Consider the following 19,662-nt stretch of genomic DNA (forward strand, 5'->3'; position numbering starts at 1 on the left):
CCGCTATGGAAGATCTGAAAAAGGTAATGACGCAACTGAACCGCCGCGACTTTCTGACCAAAGCCGGTCTGGGTTTCGGCTCCATCGCGCTGTCGAGCATTATGCAGGCAGGCGGGCGGGGCGCGGCTGGCAATGCGGAGGCAGCGGTCGCGCCGTTGGTGCGCGGGCCGCATTTTTCTCCCAAAGCCAAGCGCATTATCTACCTGTTCCAGAGCGGCGGGCCATCGCAGCTGGAAACCTTCGACTACAAGCCCGCATTGGCCAAATGGCACGGGCAGGAGATCCCCGATTCCATTAAAGGTACCCAGCGTAATTCGGGTATGGTGGCGGGGCAATCCACATTCCCGCTCGTGAAATCGATTTATGATTTTAAACAATACGGGCAGTCGGGTGCCTGGGTGAGCGAGCTGCTGCCCTACACGGCGGCGATCGTGGACGAGCTGTGCATTGTAAAATCGGTATATACGGAGGCCATTAACCACGAGCCGGCGGTGATGTTCGTGCAAACCGGCTCCCAGCAAAGCGGACGGCCTTCTATGGGTTCCTGGCTGAGCTACGGTTTGGGCTCCGACAATGAGAACCTGCCGCATTTTATGGTCCTGATTTCCAAAGGCGTGAGCGGCGATCAGCCATTAAGTACCGCCGCCTGGGCGAACGGTTTCCTGGCATCCCACCACCAGGGCGTGCAGCTCCAGGCGGGGAAAGATCCCGTGCTGTACCTGCAAAATCCTTACGGCGTGCACAAGGAAGACCGCCGCCACGCGCTCGACCGCATCCGGGAGCTGAACGAGCACCAGTTTACCCTGTGGGGCGATCCCGAAATACAATCGAAGATTAGCCAGTATGAAATGGCTTACCGCATGCAAACCTCCGTGCCCGATGCCGTAGACACCTCCGGTGAGCCCGATTATATCTACAAAATGTACGGCGAGGATGCCCGCAAGCCGGGTACCTTCGCCGCTAACTGTCTTTTGGCGAGACGAATGGCCGAACGCGACGTGAAATTTATCCAGCTCTACCACATGGGCTGGGACCAGCACGGCGATTTGCCTAAAAACATCGCAAAACAGGCCCGTGACGTGGACCAGGCCTCGGCGGCCTTGGTGAAAGACCTCCAACAGCGTGGGCTACTGGAAGATACGCTCGTGGTTTGGGGCGGGGAATTCGGCCGTACCAGCTTCTCGCAGGGCAAGCTCACGGCGGATAATTACGGCCGCGACCATCACCCCGGCTGCTTTTCGATGTGGATGACGGGCGGGGGCATTAAAACCGGCCAGGTGTACGGCGAAACAGACGAGTTTAGCTACAATGTCGTCAAGGATGGCGTGCATGTGCATGATTTCCAGGCAACCTTGCTGCACCTATTTGGTCTCGACCATGAAAAACTGGTATTCAAGCACCAGGGGCGCCGCTACCGGCTGACCGACGTGCATGGTAAGGTGGTTAAGGGACTGATCGCCTAGGGGGTGCCGCAGGCCATTATTCCCCACCAAATTCCAGTATAACCACGCCGGGGAATGCTTCAAAAGGCATACTACCTACCGAAACGATGAAACCGACGCCTACCTCCCTCGCCCTGGCCACGATGACCGTGCTGGGCAGCCATTTGCTATTTGCGCAAAATACTTCCGTTAAAATTTCAAAACGTTATCTGAACCTGCCTGTGTCCCAGTCCGATGACCGCGGTACGATGCAGTTCAAGGTCAATGGTAATCCGGAACGGTCGTTCAAAATAAGGCTGGCATCCGGCAAGCCCGACTATTGGGTGTTTTGCGACGTCAGCGCGTGGCAGGGACAGACAATCGATATTAACTTCGACGGAAAGACGGACGGCCTGACGAAAATTTACCAGGACGACCGCATTGCCGGTGAGGACTCGATGTACCGCGAGCGCAACCGGCCGCAATACCATTTTACCACCCGCCGCGGCTGGATCAACGATCCGAATGGGATGATTTTCTACGAAGGCGAATACCACCTTTTTTACCAGCATAACCCCTACGAGCGCGAGTGGGAAAATATGTCGTGGGGCCATGCCGTGAGCAAGGATATGGTGCATTGGGAAGAGCTGCCGACGGCGTTATCGCCCGACAAAATGGGAACGATGTTCTCCGGCTCGACGATCATCGACTATGATAATACAGCGGGTTTCAACAAGGGTAATACACCGGCGATGATCGCCTTTTTTACCGTGGATAACCCTGAAAAACAGGTGCAATGCATGGCTTACAGCCTTGATAAGGGTCGTACCTGGACGAAGTACGACAAGAACCCGCTCATCGATTCCAAAGCCAAATGGAACAGCAAGGATACCCGCGACCCGCGCGTGTTCTGGTACAAACCCGGCAAGCATTGGGTGATGGTGCTCAACGAGCGCGACGGCCATTCGATTTACACCTCCCAAAACCTGAAAGAATGGCAATTCCAGAGCCATCTGACGGGCTTCTGGGAATGCCCCGACCTGTTTGAACTGCCGGTGGACGGCGACAAAAGCAAAACGAAATGGGTAATGTACGGCGCGTCGGCCAGCTATATGATCGGGACGTTTGACGGAAAGACTTTTAAACCCGAATCGGGCAAGCATTACTATACGACGGGCAGCATTTACGCGGCGCAAACTTTCGCCAATATGCCGGAATCCGACCCGCGCCGCATTCAGATCGGCTGGGGAAGGGTGAGCCATCCGGGCATGCCTTTCAACGGCATGATGCTCCTGCCCGCCGAGCTGCGGCTGCGCACGACCAAAAACGGCGTGCGGCTTGTGAGCCAGCCCGTGAAGGAAACGGAGCCGCTGTTTACCACCTCCGGTAAATGGACGGCACTATCCGCCGACGACGCCAATGCGAAACTGAAATCCCTGCCTTCGCTCGACCAGTTCCGCATCAAAACGACTATCAAACTCTCGCACGCCACGAGCGCGGGCTTGTCGCTGCTCGGCCAGCGCATTCTGGATTACGATATGAATTCCAATCTCGTCAACGGCGTGTTCTATTCGCCCGAGGATATGACGAGCATGGAAGTAACCGCCGACATTTACGTCGACCGCACTTCGGTGGAGGTTTTCATTGACAACGGCGCTTATTCGTATTCATTCCAGCGAAAGCCCAATGCGGATTCAAAAGACGGGCTGCTGTTCTGGGGCAACCGCATCGATGTGAAAAGCCTGGAAATTTTTACAGCAAAATCCGCCTGGAAATAGCATTAGCCCGGGAAAATCTTCCCGATGATCTTTCCGATTTCAATGAAGTCGTCGTGGTTGCTCACGGACCTGCGTTCGGTCTGGTCGTCGTCCTGCTGTGAGAACGGGTATATGAGCAGGAAGTTGTTTTCCTGTGAATGCCGGTTCAGGAAGTCAGGGATCGCGCCCATTTGGGGGAAGTAGGAAGCCATCCCGCGTTTGGCCATGAAGATGATCAGGCCTTCGTCGGCGGTGAGCTGCATAGCCGCTTCTTCACCCTCCCGCCAGTTGCCGATCGTGTGTAAGGTGGCCTCGATGCTCGATTTTGCCAGTACGCGTCGGAGAATGCGGGTCATGGAGTCGTTGCCGTAAAAATGCATTTCGGAACCGGAATTTTTGGCGATGTTCCATACGCGGAGCAATGCGTGGAAGAAACCCGGCTCGCGGTCGGCCCGGGCGGGAATGAGCACTACATAGCGTTTGACGGTGGAAATAGGCTGCGCCGCATGGTAAATCAGCGTGTTCACATTGTCGTTTTGCAAATAACCATTGTACAGGTTGTACACAAACGAAGGCGTGAAACCTTTTTCTTCCTGCAATCCGATCAGGAGGTCGGTAATGCGCTGCTCTTTGATCACGTTGCTGATGCCGCTGGCCACGTCCTGGTCGTAACGGGTGACCTGCCGGATGGCTACATCTGCCGCCGCAGCCGTATCGAGCGCGATGCGCAGCGTTTTCTCTGCATTTTTCACCGACGATTCGTTCTTGTCGTCATTCACGACATTCAGCGCGAACAGCCGGTTCTCGTTATGACCGGCCTTGATGAGCAGGCTCAGGTTTACCAGTTTTTCAACCGTTTCTTCGTAATTGACGGCGATCAATATGCTTTCGCTTTCAGGGTTAATGCCCGAAGCCGTGTCTTCGCGGTCGGCCTCGGCGATCTTTTCCCCGCTGGACATCGATACGAAAGAAGAAATGGTACAGGAAATGAGAATAAGCAAAATGCTGCCATTCAGCACGTGTTCGCTCAAAAGCCGCACCGGCTCGCCCGCCGCTGTTTCGGAAATGACAATGTTATACCCCACCATCACCGCCGCCAGCGTAGCCGCCGCCGAGGCCGAGCTGAGCCCGAAAATGAGCGTACCTTCGTCTTTGGTAAGCTTAAATGTTTTTTGGGTAAAAACCGCCGCCAGGTACTTGCCGCCGATCGAGGCCACGAGCATTACCGCCGCTACGCCCACCGTTTCCCAGCTTTTGACAATCACCTTGAAGTCGATGAGCATGCCCACGCTGATCAGGAAAAAGGGAATGAAAATGGCATTACCCACAAATTCGACGCGGTTCATGAGCGACGATGAATGCGGGATGAGCCTGTTGAGTGCCAGGCCGGCAAAGAATGCGCCGATAATGGCTTCGATCCCCGCGAGCTCGGCCAAAACCGCAGCCAGGTAAATCATTACGAGCACAAAAATGTACTGCGATATTTTATCGCCCACCCGTTTGAAAAACCACCTTCCAATAATCGGAAATATAAACAGCACCACGAGGCTGAATGCCAGCACCGACACGATGAGCCGGATCCAAAAAGCACTGTCGACCTCGCCTTGCGTCATGCCCACCACCACGGCGAGCACGAGCAGCGAGAGAACGTCGGTAAGCATGGTGCCGCCCACGGTAATGTTCACCGAGAGGTTTTTGGCAATGCCCAGCTTGCTCACGAGCGGGTACGCGATGAGCGTGTGCGAGGAAAAAAGGCTGGCAAAAAGCACGCTGGTGAGCATGGAGAAATGCAGCACGTAATAGCCGCCTATGAGCCCGAGAATGAACGGAATGGCAAAGGTATAGGCCGTAAAACCAATGCTTTTCCACTTGTTCTTTTTGAAATCGCCCATATCGATTTCCAGACCGGCCAGGAACATGATGTAGAGCAGGCCTGTGGTGCCGGTCACTACCACGCTGCTGTCGCGGGCCAGGAGGTTCAGGCCGTTGGGCCCCACGATCGCCCCGGCGATGAGCAGCCCGAGCAAATGCGGCACCTTGATTTTGTTGAGCAGCAGGGGCGCGCCGAGGATGATGATCAGTTCGATGAGGAATTTCAGTACCGGGTCTTCGATAGGCAGGGTACTGATATGAATGTTCAGTAAATGCATGGCTATCGGGTTGTGAGGCGGGTCAGTTCAACCGAAAATTTGGCGGTACAGGCATTGTCGATACCGATCGTCTGCATACCCTTCATGAGGTTGCCCGAGCGGCCGAGCTCTACGTTCATCTCGGTCAATTTGGCAGCGGAAGAATCGCTCCGGTAGTGCAGCCGGATGCCTGTGCTGTCGTAGCTTGCGGCGTACACCCGGATCAGCTTATTGTTATTAAAAACCCGCGTGAAAAGGCCCGTGGAGTCGCTCACGAATTCCCAGGCATTGGACCGCTGGTCGCCGATCACATATTCCGTGCAATTCGATTCCCGGCATATGGATTTACTCGTCCACATGCCCGCGAGGTCGTCCGGCCAGGTCCGGATGATCACCGTATCGCTTTTTTGCGCGAAAACGCTGTCACGCATCCGCACAAGCGCCTTGTAATCAGCCTCCTTGATGGCGAACTCCTGTTCTTTTTGAAGCAGAAGCTGCTCGCGCTGGGCAAGCTGCCGTTCCCGCTCCGTATCCCGGCACGACCAGCATGTTAAGCAACTGATTAAGAGGAGAAAAAAGGTTTTATAGACAGGTGTCATGTGAGATTTCAGGGGGAAAGGCGGGGCCGGTTACACAATCGTTTCACGACGGTAAGATAAAAAACTGTTCCTTCCGGGCAAAGTAATTCGGCCCCTTGGTTGACGGAGCTTGCGAAACGCCACCGCCTTACTTCCTGAAAACGACATTCCCCTCGTGCACCAGCGCGGTTACGGGCGATATGCGGGCAACAGCTTCGGCCGAGCAACTTGCATCCACCAGCACGACACTCGCCGCGTCGCCGGCCCTGGGCCATTGCTGCTTTCCTTTTTCATCAAGCGGCAGGATGTCGCCCGTCGCCAGTTTCAGGCAGCGCGAGAGGTCCAGCTCCGTCGATTGACCGTATAATTGCGCCATGAGATTGGCCTTTTGCAGTACGCTGCCCGACCCGAACGTATTCCAGTGGTCCACGATGCTGTCGTTCCCCGTCATCACACTGACGCCATGGCGGTAGAGCGTCGGGATGGGCATGATGGTGCTGCCGAATGGGATGGTAGAAATGACTCCTACGCGAGCCTGGGCCAGTTTTTCGGCGGTTTCTTCCAATACCGGCTTGTCCAGCCTGGCCAGTACAAAGCAATGGCTCAGGAAAGTTTTACCGGCCAGTGCAGGGTTTTCCAATACTTTCTGCGTGAGGTATTGCACGGTTTTCAAACCCGGCTCTCCGCCTTCATGCAGGTGAATATCGATGCCTTTACCGTGGTCCAGCGCCAGTTGTACGATAAAATCGATCTGCTTTTCGACGCTTCCATCGATGGCATTCGGGTCGAGACCGCCGATAAAATCGATGTCCATGGCAGCGGCCTCCTTCATCAATTGCTCCGAATGCGAATAAAAAACGCCATGCTGCGGAAACGCGACGAGCTCGGCCCCGAACGTGCCTTTCTTGTTCTCGATGGCGCGTTGGAGGTTTTTCAGGGAATCGAGTTTCGAAGTCGGTTCGATGTTCACGTGGCTTCTTGCGAAGCTGGTACCTTTCGATTGCAGCAGCTCGATGATCTTTTCGGCGCGGTAGGTGGAGGTTTTCAGCAGTTCGGGCAATGTCTTCTGCTCAAACGCGATCATGTCCTTCACGCTCCGGTTTTTGGCCAGGCGCGCTTTCCACGGGCCGCCGTAAAAGGTTTTATCCAGATGAATGTGCATATCCCTGAACGCCGGGAGCATGAGCTGGCCTTTGGCGTCGACGGCGTCCGCTTTCGGGTCGTTCGGCAGCACGGCCTTGATCTTTCCATCCTCGATGTCGACGCGGAAGAGGCCGGTTTCGGTGCCGGTCACTTCGCCTTCGTCCCAGACGAACCCCGTTTCCAGCCGCACATTTTTGAGCGACCACTTCTTCGCAGCGGTTTGTGCGGCTTGGTCACCCGGTTCGGAGGCTTGTGCGGCTGGTTTTTTCACCAGGATCTCGCCGGCAAGCAGCAGGCCGGAACTTTGGATAAATGTTTTGCGGGAAATGGAAGTCATGTGCCTGGGATTAAGGTTTTTGCAAAATTAGTCCCGTAAGCGCATTCCAACGATGCGCCATTTATGCCATAACTTGTGAATTTTATAACTGATTCCTGAATGCGCGTGGCGATAGGCCTGTTTGAGCCTTGAAGAAGTTGGAAAAATGCGGAAGATCGCTAAAACCCAGTTCGAAAGCGATCTCCTTCGCCGATTGCCCCGAAACGAGCAGCAGCCGCTTCGATTCCAGGCCGACCCGGTGATGGATCAGGAAAGTGGCAGGGACGTGTAAGTGTCTTTTGCAGAGAATGTTAAGGTAATTGGGGGAGATGTTGAGCTGATCGGCGTAGAAGGCTACGTTCTTGTGCGTCCTGAAATGCGCGTCCACCAGGGCGTGGTATCTTGGAAGGATCGGATTAGCGCGATAAGCGCCGATATCGTCGAAAATGTGCTCCGCCTCGCGGCTTACCAGCTGCAATGCCACCCGACTGCGAAGTTGTACCATATCCCAATCCACGGACGATGCCGCAAGTTCTTTTTCAAGCGCTTCGAGCTCGTAGCACAAGGTTTCGAACACCGCTTCCGGCAAGTCGATGACCTGGTGACTGCGGTAGAGAATAAACGACAACCGGAGGAAATTCGAAGAGGTTTCGAACGCCCGACGACCGACCATCAACTGAAAGCCGGTGGTGTCCTGGGAAAGCTCCCACCGATGCACCTGGCCGGGAAATAGCAGATGCACCTGCCGGTCACGCACCGCATAGTCCTCAAAATCAATTGAATGCGTGCCGAGCCCTTCTCGGACGACAAAAAGCATAAAGAAATCATGCTTGTGCGGCTTTTCGATCCGGCTTTTTCCATCCACCTCATGGCGCAGCAGCTTGTAACCCGACTCCGCAGAAGAGTCGAAAGCATCGATGCCCAGGGTAGGGAAAACCGTTTTTGTGTTCATGAACTGAAATTACAAAAAATGCCGCAAGGGGGTTCCCTGTTCTTATTGTAAGGCAAAATGCGGGTTTTTGATGGTCGAAACTGTGTTCTGCCAAGACAAAATAGCATTCTTAAAAAATATTAAACTATTAAATTGGTAGACTAAATAGTTTATTTAAATTTGCACACCAGCCACCACCATTCAACGCTTCCTGCTACCCCTCGGGGACAAAGGAAGTATGTGCCACTTAACTAACACCTGAACATGAAAAGGTACGTTTATCATCTACTGGGGCTGACGGCGGCGTGGTTGCTGAGCGCATTTGCCGTAACCGACAATACTTACGAGGAACAGATCCGCGACTGGCACCAGAAACGGATCGAAAGCCTGAAAGCCGAATCGGGCTGGCTGAACCTGGCGGGGCTATTCTGGCTCAAAGAAGGCAAAAATACCTTCGGTGGAGCGGAGGAAAACGACATCCTCTTCCCCAGCGAGCGCAGTCGCCCGTCGCTGGGTGAGATAACCCTCGATAAGGGCCATATCACGCTGAAAGCCAGGCCGGATGCCGAAATTTTCCAGGGCGATAAGCCTGTGACCGAGCTCGACATTTTCCCGGATGGAAAACCCGTCACGCTTCGCCACGGCTCGCTCCGATGGTTTGTGATCAAACGCGGCGAGAAGTATGCAATCCGCCTGCGCGATCTTGAAAGCGAGTATTTGAAAGGGTTCAGCGGCATCGAGCGCTATCCCGTGCAGGAGAAATGGCGTGTGAAAGCACAGTTCGTTCCTACCAAAGGCCGCACCGTGTCCATTACCGACATTACCGGCCGTACCGACGACCAGGTTTCGCCGGGCAAGCTCGTGTTTACCGTCGACGGGAAGGAATACAACCTCGACGCCGTGGGCAAGCCGGAAAGCCTGTTCATCATCTTCGCCGACCAGACCAACAAACACGAAACCTACGGCTCGGGCCGCTTCCTGTACTCGTCTGTCGAGGCGGACGGCACCGCCTGGCTCGATTTCAACAAGGCGATCAACCCGCCCTGCGCATTCTCCCCTTATGCAACCTGTCCGCTGCCGCCGAAGCAGAACAAACTCACCCTGGCCGTTGTGGCAGGGGAGAAGCGGTACGGCGACCATTAATCCGCTGATTTTCTGATAGCATGCCTTGCGGGCCACCATTTTCGGATGGCCTGCAAGGCCACGGCGCCCCTGCTTTTCAGGTGCGTTCGTGCCTGCCCGACTTTGCCCTGACGCCGGCTGCCGGGGTGCCTTTCTATGTCTTTTTTTAATCTCAAATCCATTTCAAAACCCATTTTGATATGATAAAACCTTACAACCCCAATTTACGTATATATTACTACGGTAACGTGGCCCGAAGTGCGCTGGCGGCGCTGCTGCTCGGGATGGCCACGCCGGACCAGGTATATGCTGTGAGGCCATTGCCGGCAGTTTTGATCACGGCCGACAAGCCTGTTTCGGGTGTGATCCGCGATAAGGAATCCGGCCAGCCGCTGCCGGGCGTGTCCGTAATCGTGAAGGGCACTTCCAATGGTACCATTACCGATCAAGATGGTAAGTACCAGCTCATTACGCCGGAGAACGCGACGCTCGTCATTTCGTTTATCGGCTATACTTCCATTGAAAAAGCAGTGGGCGGGCAGTCGCAGCTGGCCGTGGAGCTTGCGCCCGATACCCGGCAGCTGAGCGAGATCGTCGTCGTGGGGTATGGCACGCAAACGAAAAGCGAGTTTACAGGCTCGGCGGTTCGGCTCAAAGGCGAGGCGATCAGGGAGCAGCCGGTGCAGAGCTTCGACCAGGCTTTGGCCGGACGCGCGGCCGGCGTGAGCATTGCCCAGCCGAATGGCGTGCTGAACAACCCGCCTGTCATCCGCATCCGGGGCGTGAACTCGATTTCGCTCAGCTCGTACCCGCTGGTCGTGGTGGACGGCATCCCGATTAATACGGGCAATGTGTCGACGAGCACGGCCGTGCCGAACAACCCGCTGGGCGACATTAACCCGGCCGATATCGAGTCGATCGACGTGCTGAAAGATGCTGCTTCGACGTCTATTTACGGGTCTCGTGCCGCCGCGGGCGTGTTGCTCATCACGACCAAAAGGGGTAAAACCGGCAAGCCGCGGATCAATATCGAATCGTGGGCCGGTGTTTCGGAGGTTACCCGCCTGCCTAAGTTGCTGAATGCGGAACAATACATCGCGATCAAGAACGAGGCGGTGCTGAATGCCAAGATTTTAGGAGGAAATGAGCATAATGACAAAGTACCCGCAGCACTGTTTTTTCAAAACAATAATCCCGACGGTTCGCCGATCGATACGCGCTGGTACGACTACATTTATCGCACGGGCGTGTCGCACAACCATAACCTGAGCGTTTCCGGTGGTACGCAGAGTACTACCTACTATTTTTCAGCCAATTACAGCAAGCAGAACGGGTTCCTGCGCGCCAACGAGTTTGACCGTAAATCGGCCCGTTTTAATATTGACCAGGAAGTGAACCGCTGGCTGAAACTGAACGGAAGCGTTTCATACAATACCACCAACAACGCCTCTCCCTACGCAGGCTCGCTGCCCGGCTCGAACTTCTTCCTCGTCGGCCTCGCGCGCCTCGCAACCGCGCTGCCGCCCAATGTGGCCGCGTATAACCCCGACGGTTCCTACAACATCAACCCGGCGAGCCCTAACACGATCGGGATGGGCAACAACCAGGTCGTGAGCAACTGGGGCAACCCCGTGGCGCAGCTGGACAAGAACCATTACACCTCCTCGAACGACCGCATTATCGGCAGCTTCGGGGCTACGGCGCAGCTTTTGAAAAACCTTCAATTCCGCACGAGCTACGCCATCGACCGGCTGCGCACCGAAACAAAGACTTTCGACAGCGCCCTGCAGGGCAACGGGTATTCTACCAAAGGCAATGCGGTCAATGTGTCGGCGCTGCGCGACAACTGGAACTGGACCAACACGCTGACATTCACGCCGACCTTCGGCAAGCATTCGGTGTCGGTACTGGCGGGTTATGATGTACAGAAATTCAATAATTCGTCGTGGGGTGCGTCGCGGTCGCAGGGGGCCGATCCGTTTTTCGAAAATTACCAGGGCAACTGGGGCTCGATCACGGCGTCGGACAATGTGCTCGACGAGCGGGCCTACCTGTCGTATTTTTCGCGGGTGAGCTACGACCTGGCGAAGCGGTATTTCGTGACGGTGAATTTCCGCCGGGACGGTAACTCGGCATTGGGTTTCGATAAAAAGTACGGCAATTTCGGCGGCGTTTCGGCGGGCTGGGCATTGTCGGAGGAGGAGTTTTATAAAAACCTGCGGCTGGCGTCGGTGCTGAGCTCGGTGAAGCTGCGGGCTAGCTGGGGGCGCGTCGGAAACGGCAATATCAGCAACGCGTTCGGGTCGCTGGAACTGTACAACGGCGGCTTGTACGGCAGCGCGCCTACGTGGGCGATCTCGCAGGCGGGCAACGCCGACCTGGGGTGGGAAACGAGCCGGCAGACCAACATCGGCGCCGATCTGGGCCTGTTCGACGACCGCATTCAGGTGGATGTTACCTATTTTGACAACAATGTCGACGGACTGATCCTCAGCGCACCGCAGGCTATATCAAAAGGTATCCCCGGTAATTCCATCCTGCGTAATGTAGGGGCCATGTTCAACCGCGGTATCGAGCTGGGCATTTCGGCGAACCTTATCCGTTCGGGCGAATTCTCCTGGAATGCCTCGGTGAATTTTACCAAACTGAAAAATAAGGTCACGGCGCTCTCGGACGGTAATACCGACATTGTGGGAACGACGCACGTTTCCTACGAAACCACTAACGTGACACGCGTAGGGCATTCGGTAGGAAGCCTTTACGGTGCCAAAACGGCCGGCGTGAACCCGGAGAACGGTCGGCGGATATTCATTAATGCGAAAGGCGAAAAGGTACAGTACACTCAGATCGTCGGTCCTGGCGAAAGCAACTGGACTTACCTGGACGGCTCGAAAGCGGCGGCGATCACCGGTGCCGATTATTACCTCATCGGCGACGCGCTGCCGAAATGGTACGGCGGTTTTTCGAATACATTCAGATACGGTGCATTCGATGCAGGCATTAATTTCTCGTTCGCAGGCGGCAACTACGTCATGAACGGCACCCGTGCCACGCTGCTCGACCAGCGCGCTTACAACAACTCGACGGAAATCCTCCAACGCTGGCAGAAACCGGGCGACGTGACCGACATCCCGCGCCTCGTGTATAACGACCAGCTTTCGAGCGGTTCCTCATTCCCGGTGTCCACCAATGCGGAAAAGGCGGATTTTCTGCGGCTGCAAAACCTCTCGCTCGGCTACCGTTTGCCGGCGTCGGCGTTCGGCAACTCGGGCATCGGGCCGGTGCGCATTTACGCGCAGGGATCGAACCTCTTCCTGCTGACGAATTACAATGGTACCGATCCCGAATCGTCGGTGAACGGAAATTCCAATACGACGCCGGGTGTGGAAAAGAATTCGGTAGGTCAGGCCCGGACGTTCACGCTGGGTGTTAATGTCAGTTTTTAATTATCAGGTATTAAAATCATGAAAATATTTAATCAAATCGGCCGCAGGTCGCTGGGCTGGGGCTTTTCGGTGGCGTTTGCAATGTTGCTGCCATCGTGCGATTCCGACAAATTGCTCAATCCGGTTCCCGAAACGTCCATTACGGGTGCCAACGCGTTCCAGACGCCGGAGCGCATTCTCGGGCTTGTGAATGGTATTTACAAATCGGCGAAGGGCGGTAATTTTTACGGGGGTAATTATTATACCTATTCGGAGGTGAGGGGGGAGGAATTTATCAATCGGACGAGCAATACGTTTACGGCTTTCGAGGCCTGGAACCACACGCTCAATGCGAGTTCCAACTTCATCGCGGGCTTCTGGGCGCAGGGTTACGAGACGATCAACAATGCCAATATCCTCATCAAGGGTATCGGCGAACATCCGGGCGTGGTAAGCGAAACGCTTGCGAAACAGTACATTGCCGAGGCTAAATTCGTGCGGGCATTAAGCTATTTTGCATTGGTAACCGCCTATGCGCGGCCATTCAATGAGGATCAGGGCGCTTCCAAGGGGCTGCCGTTACGCTTGCAGGCCGAAACCACCACGGCCAACAACGACCTGAAACGCAGCACCGTTGCGGAAATCTACGCGCAGATCATCAAGGATCTCGACGAAGCGGAAGCGGACCTGCCGTTAACTTACAGCAGCGCATTGCTGAACACGACGCGCGCCCACCGCAACACCGCCATTGCACTCAAAACCAGGGTATATCTGAACAGCGGCCAATATGGTAAGGTCGTCTTGGAAGCGAAAAAGATCGTTTCCGCCGCAGCGCCGTTCACGGCCGCAACGGGCGTAAAGCACCAGCTGGGCAATATCGTCGAGATTTTTACGACCAATTACACGAGCACGGAGTCGATCCTTTCCGTACCAATGACGGAGCTTGACAACGTGACTGGCCAGACATCCTTCCCGTATGTGATCAATGCCAATTCGGAATATAACCTCAACCCGACGGGCATCTGGGGCGATACCGAATGGCGCACCGCCGACCTCCGCCGCACGTTCGCACGCACGGCGTCAGGTGTACAATTCCTGACGAAATACGCGAAGCCGTCGCCCTTCCTCGACTACCTGCCCATTCTCCGTTATCCGGAAATATTGCTGAACTACGCCGAAGCCGCAGCCCGCACGGGCGACCTGGCTACGGGCACCGCATTGCTCAAAGCCGTCCGCAACCGCTCCGACGCCGCCTACGAATTCCCGAAAGAAGCCACCGGTACACAGCAGGCATTGGTGGCGACAATCCTCAAAGAAAGGCGGATTGAATTGCTGGGCGAAGGTTTCCGGTCGATCGATATCCTCCGAACGCGCTCCCCGTTCCCGGCCAAATCCGGCAATGGCCTGATTGCCCCCGAGGTGGTGCCATCGCAAAGCAACTATGTTTTTCCGTTGCCCAACACAGAAATCATTACCAACAAGGCACTCCTGGACTAAGCCATCCCCCAAACCAGCATCCACTGCCCCGGATGGCGGCGCTCGCACCAGCATCCATTGCCCCGGACTTAAGTCCGGGGCTAGTGGTATCTTCCCAGATCTTTGAGCAATTAAGCAAGGCTGGATTTTTCATTTTGTTATATTTGTATATTAAATCTATAATTTTAATAGATTATTAATCGGAACTAGGAACAACAAGACATAATCACGAGGCGTATGAAAACTTATCAACTTAAACTCACATACCCCGAAACACTGAGTGTGCATCACATCACATCGCTGGTGGAATCGGTGAAGGGCGTCAGGATACAGCGATTGAACATCATCGGCCGCGGACGCGAGTTTGTGGGCGTTCTCGTGGTGGAAGCGTCGGGCCTGCTGCATTATGATTCGCTGGTGGAACGCATCCGTTCCCGCCAGGAGGTGCTGCTGGACGAGCCGGAAATCGCGCCACTTTAAATGCTTGTGAATCAGTAGTTATTTGCATTGACGGACTCTTTTTTTTAAAATCTAAACCTTATACAGACCGGAACAGCCACCGAAGTTCCAATCACCATGCGCAACCTTTTTAGCATTTGCATTCCGCTCACCGTACTGATTTTAATGTACACAGTTGTGGGTCGGTCTTCGGCCGTCGGCGCTGAGTCCACCAACGACACCAGGCATCCCGCCGGTAAGGCCCCCAATATCATCATTATTATGGCCGACGACCTCGACAGTCGCCAGCTGAGCTGCTATGGCGGGCAGAACCTGAAAACGACCCACATCGACGCATTGGCGAAGGACGGGTTGAAATTCCATAACCTCATTGCCTCCGAAGCGATGTGCGTGCCTACGCGCGCGTCGCTTTTCACGGGTTTGTACCCGGTGCGTCACGGCTCGTTCCAAAACCACAAGCCGGTGTACGACCATCTGAAAAGCGTGGGACATTACCTGGCCGACCAGGGGTACCGGGTAGGCCTCACCGGTAAAGACCACGTAACCAAGCCGAAAACCGTGTTCCCGTTCGACATCGTCGACGGTTTTGAACCCAACTGCGTGGCCCCGACGGACGATTACCGCCTCGACGACGTGAAGAAATATATCACCACCGGCGATAAGCCGTACTGCCTGTTTGTGATGAGCATTAACCCCCACGCGCCGTGGACGGTAGGCGACACGACGGAATTCGACGCGGCAAAGCTGAAATTGCCCGCGAACTGGGTGGATACGCCCGTTACACGCCGGCAATTTGTAAAATACCTCGCCGAAGTGCGGCGGCTGGATAACCAGGTCGGGGATATTCAGAAATTGCTGAAAGAGACCGGCCAGGACCAAAACACGATCCTGATCTTCCTCGGCGAGCAGGGGGCGCAGTTCCCTGGGGCTAAATGGAACCTGTACGACACGGGCCAGCGCAGCTCGATGCTCGTAAAATGGCCGGGTAGGGTGAAGCCGGGCACCGAAACGCGTGCATTGGTACAATATGAAGACATTACCCCGACGCTGATCGACATTGCCGGGGGCAAACCGGTCGCGGGGCTTGACGGGCGCAGCTTTTTACCCGTCATTTCAGGCAAAAGCAAGGAGGCACGCAGCTACGCTTATGGCATTCACAACAACATTCCCGAAGGCGACCCGTACCCCATCCGCAGCATCCGCGACCATCGCTATAAGCTGATCCTCAACCTGACGCCCGACAAGCCGTATTACAACCGATTCATGATGGACCGCAACCGCAAGGATCGCAATACCGTGTGGTTTTCGTGGGTAGACGATACGACCGACCCGAATGCCAAAAAGATCACCGAACGTTTCGAGCACCGCCCGGCAGTGGAATTTTATGATACGGAAAAAGACCCGTTCGAGCTGAAAAACCTGGCAGCCGATCCGCAATATGCTCAGCGCATTGCCGCATTGAAAACCGGGCTCGAAGCCTGGATGAAGCAGCAGGGCGACGAGGGCGCTTCCATCGATAAGGTGTATCCCAAAAAGCAGGAAGCGAAATGAAACGGATCATTTGGTCACTAATAATGTTAACAGCCCTCGCCGGTCACCCACCCGCACTCGGCCGTCAGCCGTCAGCGGTCGTCGGTCAAAAACCCAACATCGGCGGTCAGCCGTCAGCAGTCGTCGGTCAAAAACCCAACATCGTCCTCATCATGACCGACGATCAGGGCTACGGCGATTTCGGTTTCACCGGCAACCCGCACGTGAAAACGCCGAATATCGACCGGCTTGCGGCCCGCTCGACGCGATTAACGAATTTCCACAACTCTCCCGTATGCGCCCCCACGCGTGCGAGCCTGCTCACGGGCCGCTACCACCAGCGTACGGGCGTGCACGACACCTACAACGGCGGGGCGATTATGGCGGCGGAGGAGGTCACGTTGGCTGAAATTCTTTCCAAAAACGGGTATAAAACGGGTATCGTCGGCAAATGGCACCTGGGCGATAACTATCCGTTCAGGCCGTCGGACCAGGGATTTCAATACAGCCTCGTTCACGGCGGCGGCGGGGTAGGGCAGCCGGGAGATTTTTACGAGAATTTTATCCGCACCGACAGCAGCTATTTCAATACCACATTAGCGGAAAACGACCGCAAGGTGCAGCGGCAGGGCTATTGTTCGGATGTGTTCACCGATCAGGCGGTGCAGTTCCTGCGCGAAAAACGGTCGGCGCCATTCTTTTTGTATGTATCCTACAACGCGCCGCACACGCCGCTGCAACTGCCGAAAAAGTATGAGGATATGTACAAGGACCTCGCATTCGACACGGAAACCGACAGGCAGGAGGGCAAAGCCTGGGCCAACATGACGGACGCCGACAAGGCCGCCGCCCGCAAGGTTTACGGCATGGCCACCAATATCGACGATCATGTAGGCCGCATTCTCGCCGAACTTAAACAACAGGGGCTGGAAGATAACACGATCGTGATTTTCCTCACCGATAATGGCAACCAGCAGCTGCGCTTCAACACCGGTTTTCGGGGCCTGAAAGGCTCGGCCTGGGAAGGCGGTACCCGCGTACCGTTCCTGATTTCGGGTGCCGGGCTTTTCGAAGCAAATAAGGAAGTGAATGCATTAACGGCACATATCGACGTGCTCCCTACCCTGCTCGAAGCGGCGAAAATCCCTTTGCCCGCCCACATCAGAACCGACGGTCGTTCTGCATTGAAAACCATCCAGGGCAGGCTGGCCCCGGCACCGCGCAGCTTTTACAATGCCTGGAACCGCGGCTGGACGGAACCATACCGCAATGCCGCCTTTTACCGCGACCATTTCAAACTGGTAGCCGTCAATGCCGACGGCGACGACCTGAACACATTCGAACTGTTCGACCTGGACAAGGACCCGTATGAACAAAACAACCTCGTACAATCGCAGCCCGCATTGGCACGGCAATTGAAAAAAGGCCTCGACAGCATTTTTACCGACATTTCAAACAGTCCGAACCTCACGCCCCGGCGCGTGATCGTAGGCTCCACGCACGAACCGCTCTCGATTCTTACCCGCCAGGACCTGGGCGGTACCAACATGGGCGCCTGGCTGGCCGACAAAGCCACCGGTTACTGGAATATCGCCATCGCGGAGGACGGCTTCTATCACCTCCGCTCTATCCACACCGGTACCATTGCCAAAGGCACACGCAGTCTCGTGCGCATCGGCCACGTACAACGCAGCGCGCTCGCGAAGGGCGACGGCCATGCGGTAACTATTCCGAACGTGTGGTTAAAGAAAGGCGATTATGTCGTAGAGTCCTGGTTTGAAGGGCCGGGAGGCGTAACGGGGCCATATTATCTGGAAATAGGGCGGTCGGTTTCAGGTAATTGAAATGCCGATGTGCATCGAAACAGCTCTGACAAATTTAGAAAGCCACAAAAAACATAATCCCGAAAACGGCGGTCAGCGGTCAGCCGTCAAAAACAAAATCTCTATGCTCAAAAAACTCCTGTTCGCCACCGCGCTCCTGCATGCCGTAACGTGGCAGGCCAGCGCCCAGAAGAAGACTGCCCCCAAGCCTCCCAACATTGTCCTGATCGTTTCCGACGACCATAGCGCGCCGTTTTTGAGCAGCTATGGCTACCCGCAGATCAAAACGCCGAATATCGACCGGCTGGCGGCCGAGGGGATCCGTTTCTCACGTGCGTACACGACTGCGCCCCAATGTGTGCTTTCGCGGGCGGCCATCATGACGGGACGTAACACGCTCGACGTGCAGATGACCCGCTTTTCGGCCCCGCTCGACGCCTCGGTGACGTCTTATCCCGAGCTGCTGCGCAAAGGTGGCTACCATACCGGCATTCTCGGCCGCAATTTCCACCTCGACGGCAACCGCCGCGTGCCTGAAACGGTAGCCGTTTTGGAAAAATATGGCCTCGAAACCTTCAAAAATCGCGTCGATTACCTGAATGCCACCGGCAACCGCGACAGCATTTTCCAGCAATACACGGAATTCCTCGACAAGGCGCCCAAGGACAAACCATTCTTCGTACAGGTGGGTTACAGCGATCCGCACCGGATTTTTAATGCCAAAAACTTCGAACCAGATCCGCAGTCGCTCACATTGCCCAGACACTGGCCGGACACCAAAGGCGTGCGCGCCGATTTTGCATCCTACCTGGGCGAAATCCAGCGCCTTGACAGCGACGTAGGCCGGGTGTTGGACGATCTGAAGAAACGCGGGCTGGAAGAAAATACGCTTGTCGTGTTCATCGGCGATAATGGCGGCGCATTGCTGCGCGGCAAAGGCACCTTGTACGACCTCGGCATTCACGTGCCGCTCATCATCCGGCATCCGAAACTGATCAAAGCCGGGCAGGTAAGCGACGCGCTCGTGTCCGGCATCGACATAGCGCCCACGTTTCTCACCGTCGCCGGCGTGCCCGTCCCGAAAGAAATCACCGGCAAAAGCCTCACTTCCGCATTTACCGATCCCCGGCAGGGCGGTCACGAGTACATTTTCGCCGTTCGCGGTGCGCACGGGCAGGGGTTACCGACCAACTCCTCCAATTTCGACCTGGGCAGGACCATTTTCAACAAAAAATACAAGCTGATCTACAACGCGATCTGGCAGATCCCTTACCATCCCGTCGACTTTGCCGGGCAGCCTTTCTGGCTGGAATTGAAACAGCAGCACGCCGAGGGCAAACTGGACGAGAAGTTCGACCAACTGCTCTTTGCAGAACGCCGTAAAATGTTCGAAATCTACGACTTGCAAGCCGATCCCGACGAGACGAACAATCTCTCCGGCAGAGCGGAAGTAGCGGCCGTCGAGCATGATCTGAAAGCCCGTTTGCAGGAATGGATGATTTTGAACCGCGATTATCTGCCGTTGCCCATCGCACCTGAAAATTAGATTTGA

The 19,662-nt window shown here is 55.5% G+C and carries 13 protein-coding genes; 9 read left to right on the top strand and 4 right to left on the bottom strand.

Annotated features, from left to right (window positions below; translation table 11 throughout):
• Positions 1-5: 5 nt before the first annotated feature.
• Together H144_RS0105070 and H144_RS0105075 are read left to right on the top strand one after the other, a co-directional pair.
• The gene (locus tag H144_RS0105070) at positions 6-1,463 is read left to right on the top strand and encodes a DUF1501 domain-containing protein (RefSeq protein WP_019940957.1); all 1,458 of its coding nucleotides are present in this window, start codon (positions 6-8) and stop codon (positions 1,461-1,463) included.
• A gap of 86 nt (positions 1,464-1,549) precedes the next feature.
• On the top strand, positions 1,550-3,199 hold the full coding sequence (locus H144_RS0105075; RefSeq protein ID WP_019940958.1) for a glycoside hydrolase family 32 protein: 1,650 nt from the start codon (positions 1,550-1,552) through the stop codon (positions 3,197-3,199).
• Between the two features lie 2 nt (positions 3,200-3,201).
• Here the strand turns inward: H144_RS0105075 and H144_RS0105080 are convergent, their stop codons facing one another.
• From H144_RS0105080 to H144_RS0105095, 4 genes are all read right to left on the bottom strand, one after another.
• On the bottom strand, positions 3,202-5,328 hold the full coding sequence (locus H144_RS0105080) for a cation:proton antiporter (RefSeq protein ID WP_019940959.1): 2,127 nt from the start codon (positions 5,326-5,328) through the stop codon (positions 3,202-3,204).
• Between the two features lie 2 nt (positions 5,329-5,330).
• Positions 5,331-5,906 carry a hypothetical protein gene (locus H144_RS0105085; RefSeq protein WP_019940960.1) on the bottom strand — a complete coding sequence of 192 codons (576 nt, stop codon included), beginning with the start codon at positions 5,904-5,906 and terminating at the stop codon, positions 5,331-5,333.
• A gap of 127 nt (positions 5,907-6,033) precedes the next feature.
• Positions 6,034-7,365: an amidohydrolase family protein gene (locus H144_RS0105090; RefSeq protein ID WP_019940961.1), complete on the bottom strand. Its 1,332-nt coding sequence runs from the start codon at positions 7,363-7,365 to the stop codon at positions 6,034-6,036.
• An 82-nt stretch (positions 7,366-7,447) separates the two neighbouring features.
• A complete protein-coding gene (locus tag H144_RS0105095) occupies positions 7,448-8,296 on the bottom strand; it encodes an AraC family transcriptional regulator (RefSeq protein WP_019940962.1) in 849 nt (282 codons plus the stop codon).
• Positions 8,297-8,539: 243 nt separating this feature from the next.
• On the opposite strand from H144_RS0105095, the gene H144_RS0105100 reads away from it, so the two are divergent.
• The 7 genes from H144_RS0105100 to H144_RS31425 all read left to right on the top strand — a co-directional run bounded on the left by H144_RS0105100 (position 8,540) and on the right by H144_RS31425 (position 19,656).
• Positions 8,540-9,418, top strand: a complete 879-nt coding sequence (locus H144_RS0105100; RefSeq protein WP_033402363.1) for a DUF1684 domain-containing protein — start codon at positions 8,540-8,542, stop codon at positions 9,416-9,418.
• Positions 9,419-9,597: 179 nt separating this feature from the next.
• The gene (locus tag H144_RS0105110; RefSeq protein WP_019940965.1) at positions 9,598-12,843 is read left to right on the top strand and encodes a SusC/RagA family TonB-linked outer membrane protein; all 3,246 of its coding nucleotides are present in this window, start codon (positions 9,598-9,600) and stop codon (positions 12,841-12,843) included.
• A gap of 18 nt (positions 12,844-12,861) precedes the next feature.
• Positions 12,862-14,319 (top strand): RagB/SusD family nutrient uptake outer membrane protein, encoded by a 1,458-nt coding sequence (locus tag H144_RS0105115; RefSeq protein ID WP_019940966.1) that lies wholly within the window; start codon positions 12,862-12,864, stop codon positions 14,317-14,319.
• Between the two features lie 216 nt (positions 14,320-14,535).
• Entirely contained in the window at positions 14,536-14,778 is a 243-nt protein-coding gene (locus tag H144_RS0105120; protein WP_019940967.1) for a hypothetical protein, read from the top strand.
• Positions 14,779-14,874: 96 nt separating this feature from the next.
• Positions 14,875-16,308, top strand: coding sequence for a sulfatase family protein (locus H144_RS0105125; RefSeq protein ID WP_211220673.1), 1,434 nt, complete (start codon positions 14,875-14,877; stop codon positions 16,306-16,308).
• 23 nt (positions 16,309-16,331) lie between these two features.
• Positions 16,332-18,131, top strand: coding sequence for an arylsulfatase (locus H144_RS31420; protein ID WP_019940969.1), 1,800 nt, complete (start codon positions 16,332-16,334; stop codon positions 18,129-18,131).
• A gap of 103 nt (positions 18,132-18,234) precedes the next feature.
• Complete coding sequence (locus H144_RS31425; protein ID WP_169409366.1) at positions 18,235-19,656, top strand: sulfatase family protein; 1,422 nt, start codon at positions 18,235-18,237, stop codon at positions 19,654-19,656.
• Positions 19,657-19,662 lie beyond the last annotated feature (6 nt).

This window comes from Dyadobacter beijingensis DSM 21582, from assembly GCF_000382205.1.
GTDB lineage: Bacteria > Bacteroidota > Bacteroidia > Cytophagales > Spirosomataceae > Dyadobacter > Dyadobacter beijingensis.

What these genes read in the sequence shown, in the direction of transcription:
- H144_RS0105090 (WP_019940961.1), bottom strand. Translation starts at nt 7,365, where the DNA reads ATGACTTCCATTTCCCGCAAAACATTTATCCAAAGTTCCGGCCTGCTG.
- H144_RS0105125 (WP_211220673.1), top strand. Translation starts at nt 14,875, where the DNA reads ATGCGCAACCTTTTTAGCATTTGCATTCCGCTCACCGTACTGATTTTA.
- H144_RS0105075 (WP_019940958.1), top strand. Translation starts at nt 1,550, where the DNA reads ATGAAACCGACGCCTACCTCCCTCGCCCTGGCCACGATGACCGTGCTG.
- H144_RS0105120 (WP_019940967.1), top strand. Translation starts at nt 14,536, where the DNA reads ATGAAAACTTATCAACTTAAACTCACATACCCCGAAACACTGAGTGTG.
- H144_RS0105110 (WP_019940965.1), top strand. Translation starts at nt 9,598, where the DNA reads ATGATAAAACCTTACAACCCCAATTTACGTATATATTACTACGGTAAC.
- H144_RS0105070 (WP_019940957.1), top strand. Translation starts at nt 6, where the DNA reads ATGGAAGATCTGAAAAAGGTAATGACGCAACTGAACCGCCGCGACTTT.
- H144_RS0105095 (WP_019940962.1), bottom strand. Translation starts at nt 8,296, where the DNA reads ATGAACACAAAAACGGTTTTCCCTACCCTGGGCATCGATGCTTTCGAC.
- H144_RS0105100 (WP_033402363.1), top strand. Translation starts at nt 8,540, where the DNA reads ATGAAAAGGTACGTTTATCATCTACTGGGGCTGACGGCGGCGTGGTTG.
- H144_RS0105085 (WP_019940960.1), bottom strand. Translation starts at nt 5,906, where the DNA reads ATGACACCTGTCTATAAAACCTTTTTTCTCCTCTTAATCAGTTGCTTA.
- H144_RS0105080 (WP_019940959.1), bottom strand. Translation starts at nt 5,328, where the DNA reads ATGCATTTACTGAACATTCATATCAGTACCCTGCCTATCGAAGACCCG.
- H144_RS0105115 (WP_019940966.1), top strand. Translation starts at nt 12,862, where the DNA reads ATGAAAATATTTAATCAAATCGGCCGCAGGTCGCTGGGCTGGGGCTTT.
- H144_RS31420 (WP_019940969.1), top strand. Translation starts at nt 16,332, where the DNA reads ATGTTAACAGCCCTCGCCGGTCACCCACCCGCACTCGGCCGTCAGCCG.
- H144_RS31425 (WP_169409366.1), top strand. Translation starts at nt 18,235, where the DNA reads ATGCTCAAAAAACTCCTGTTCGCCACCGCGCTCCTGCATGCCGTAACG.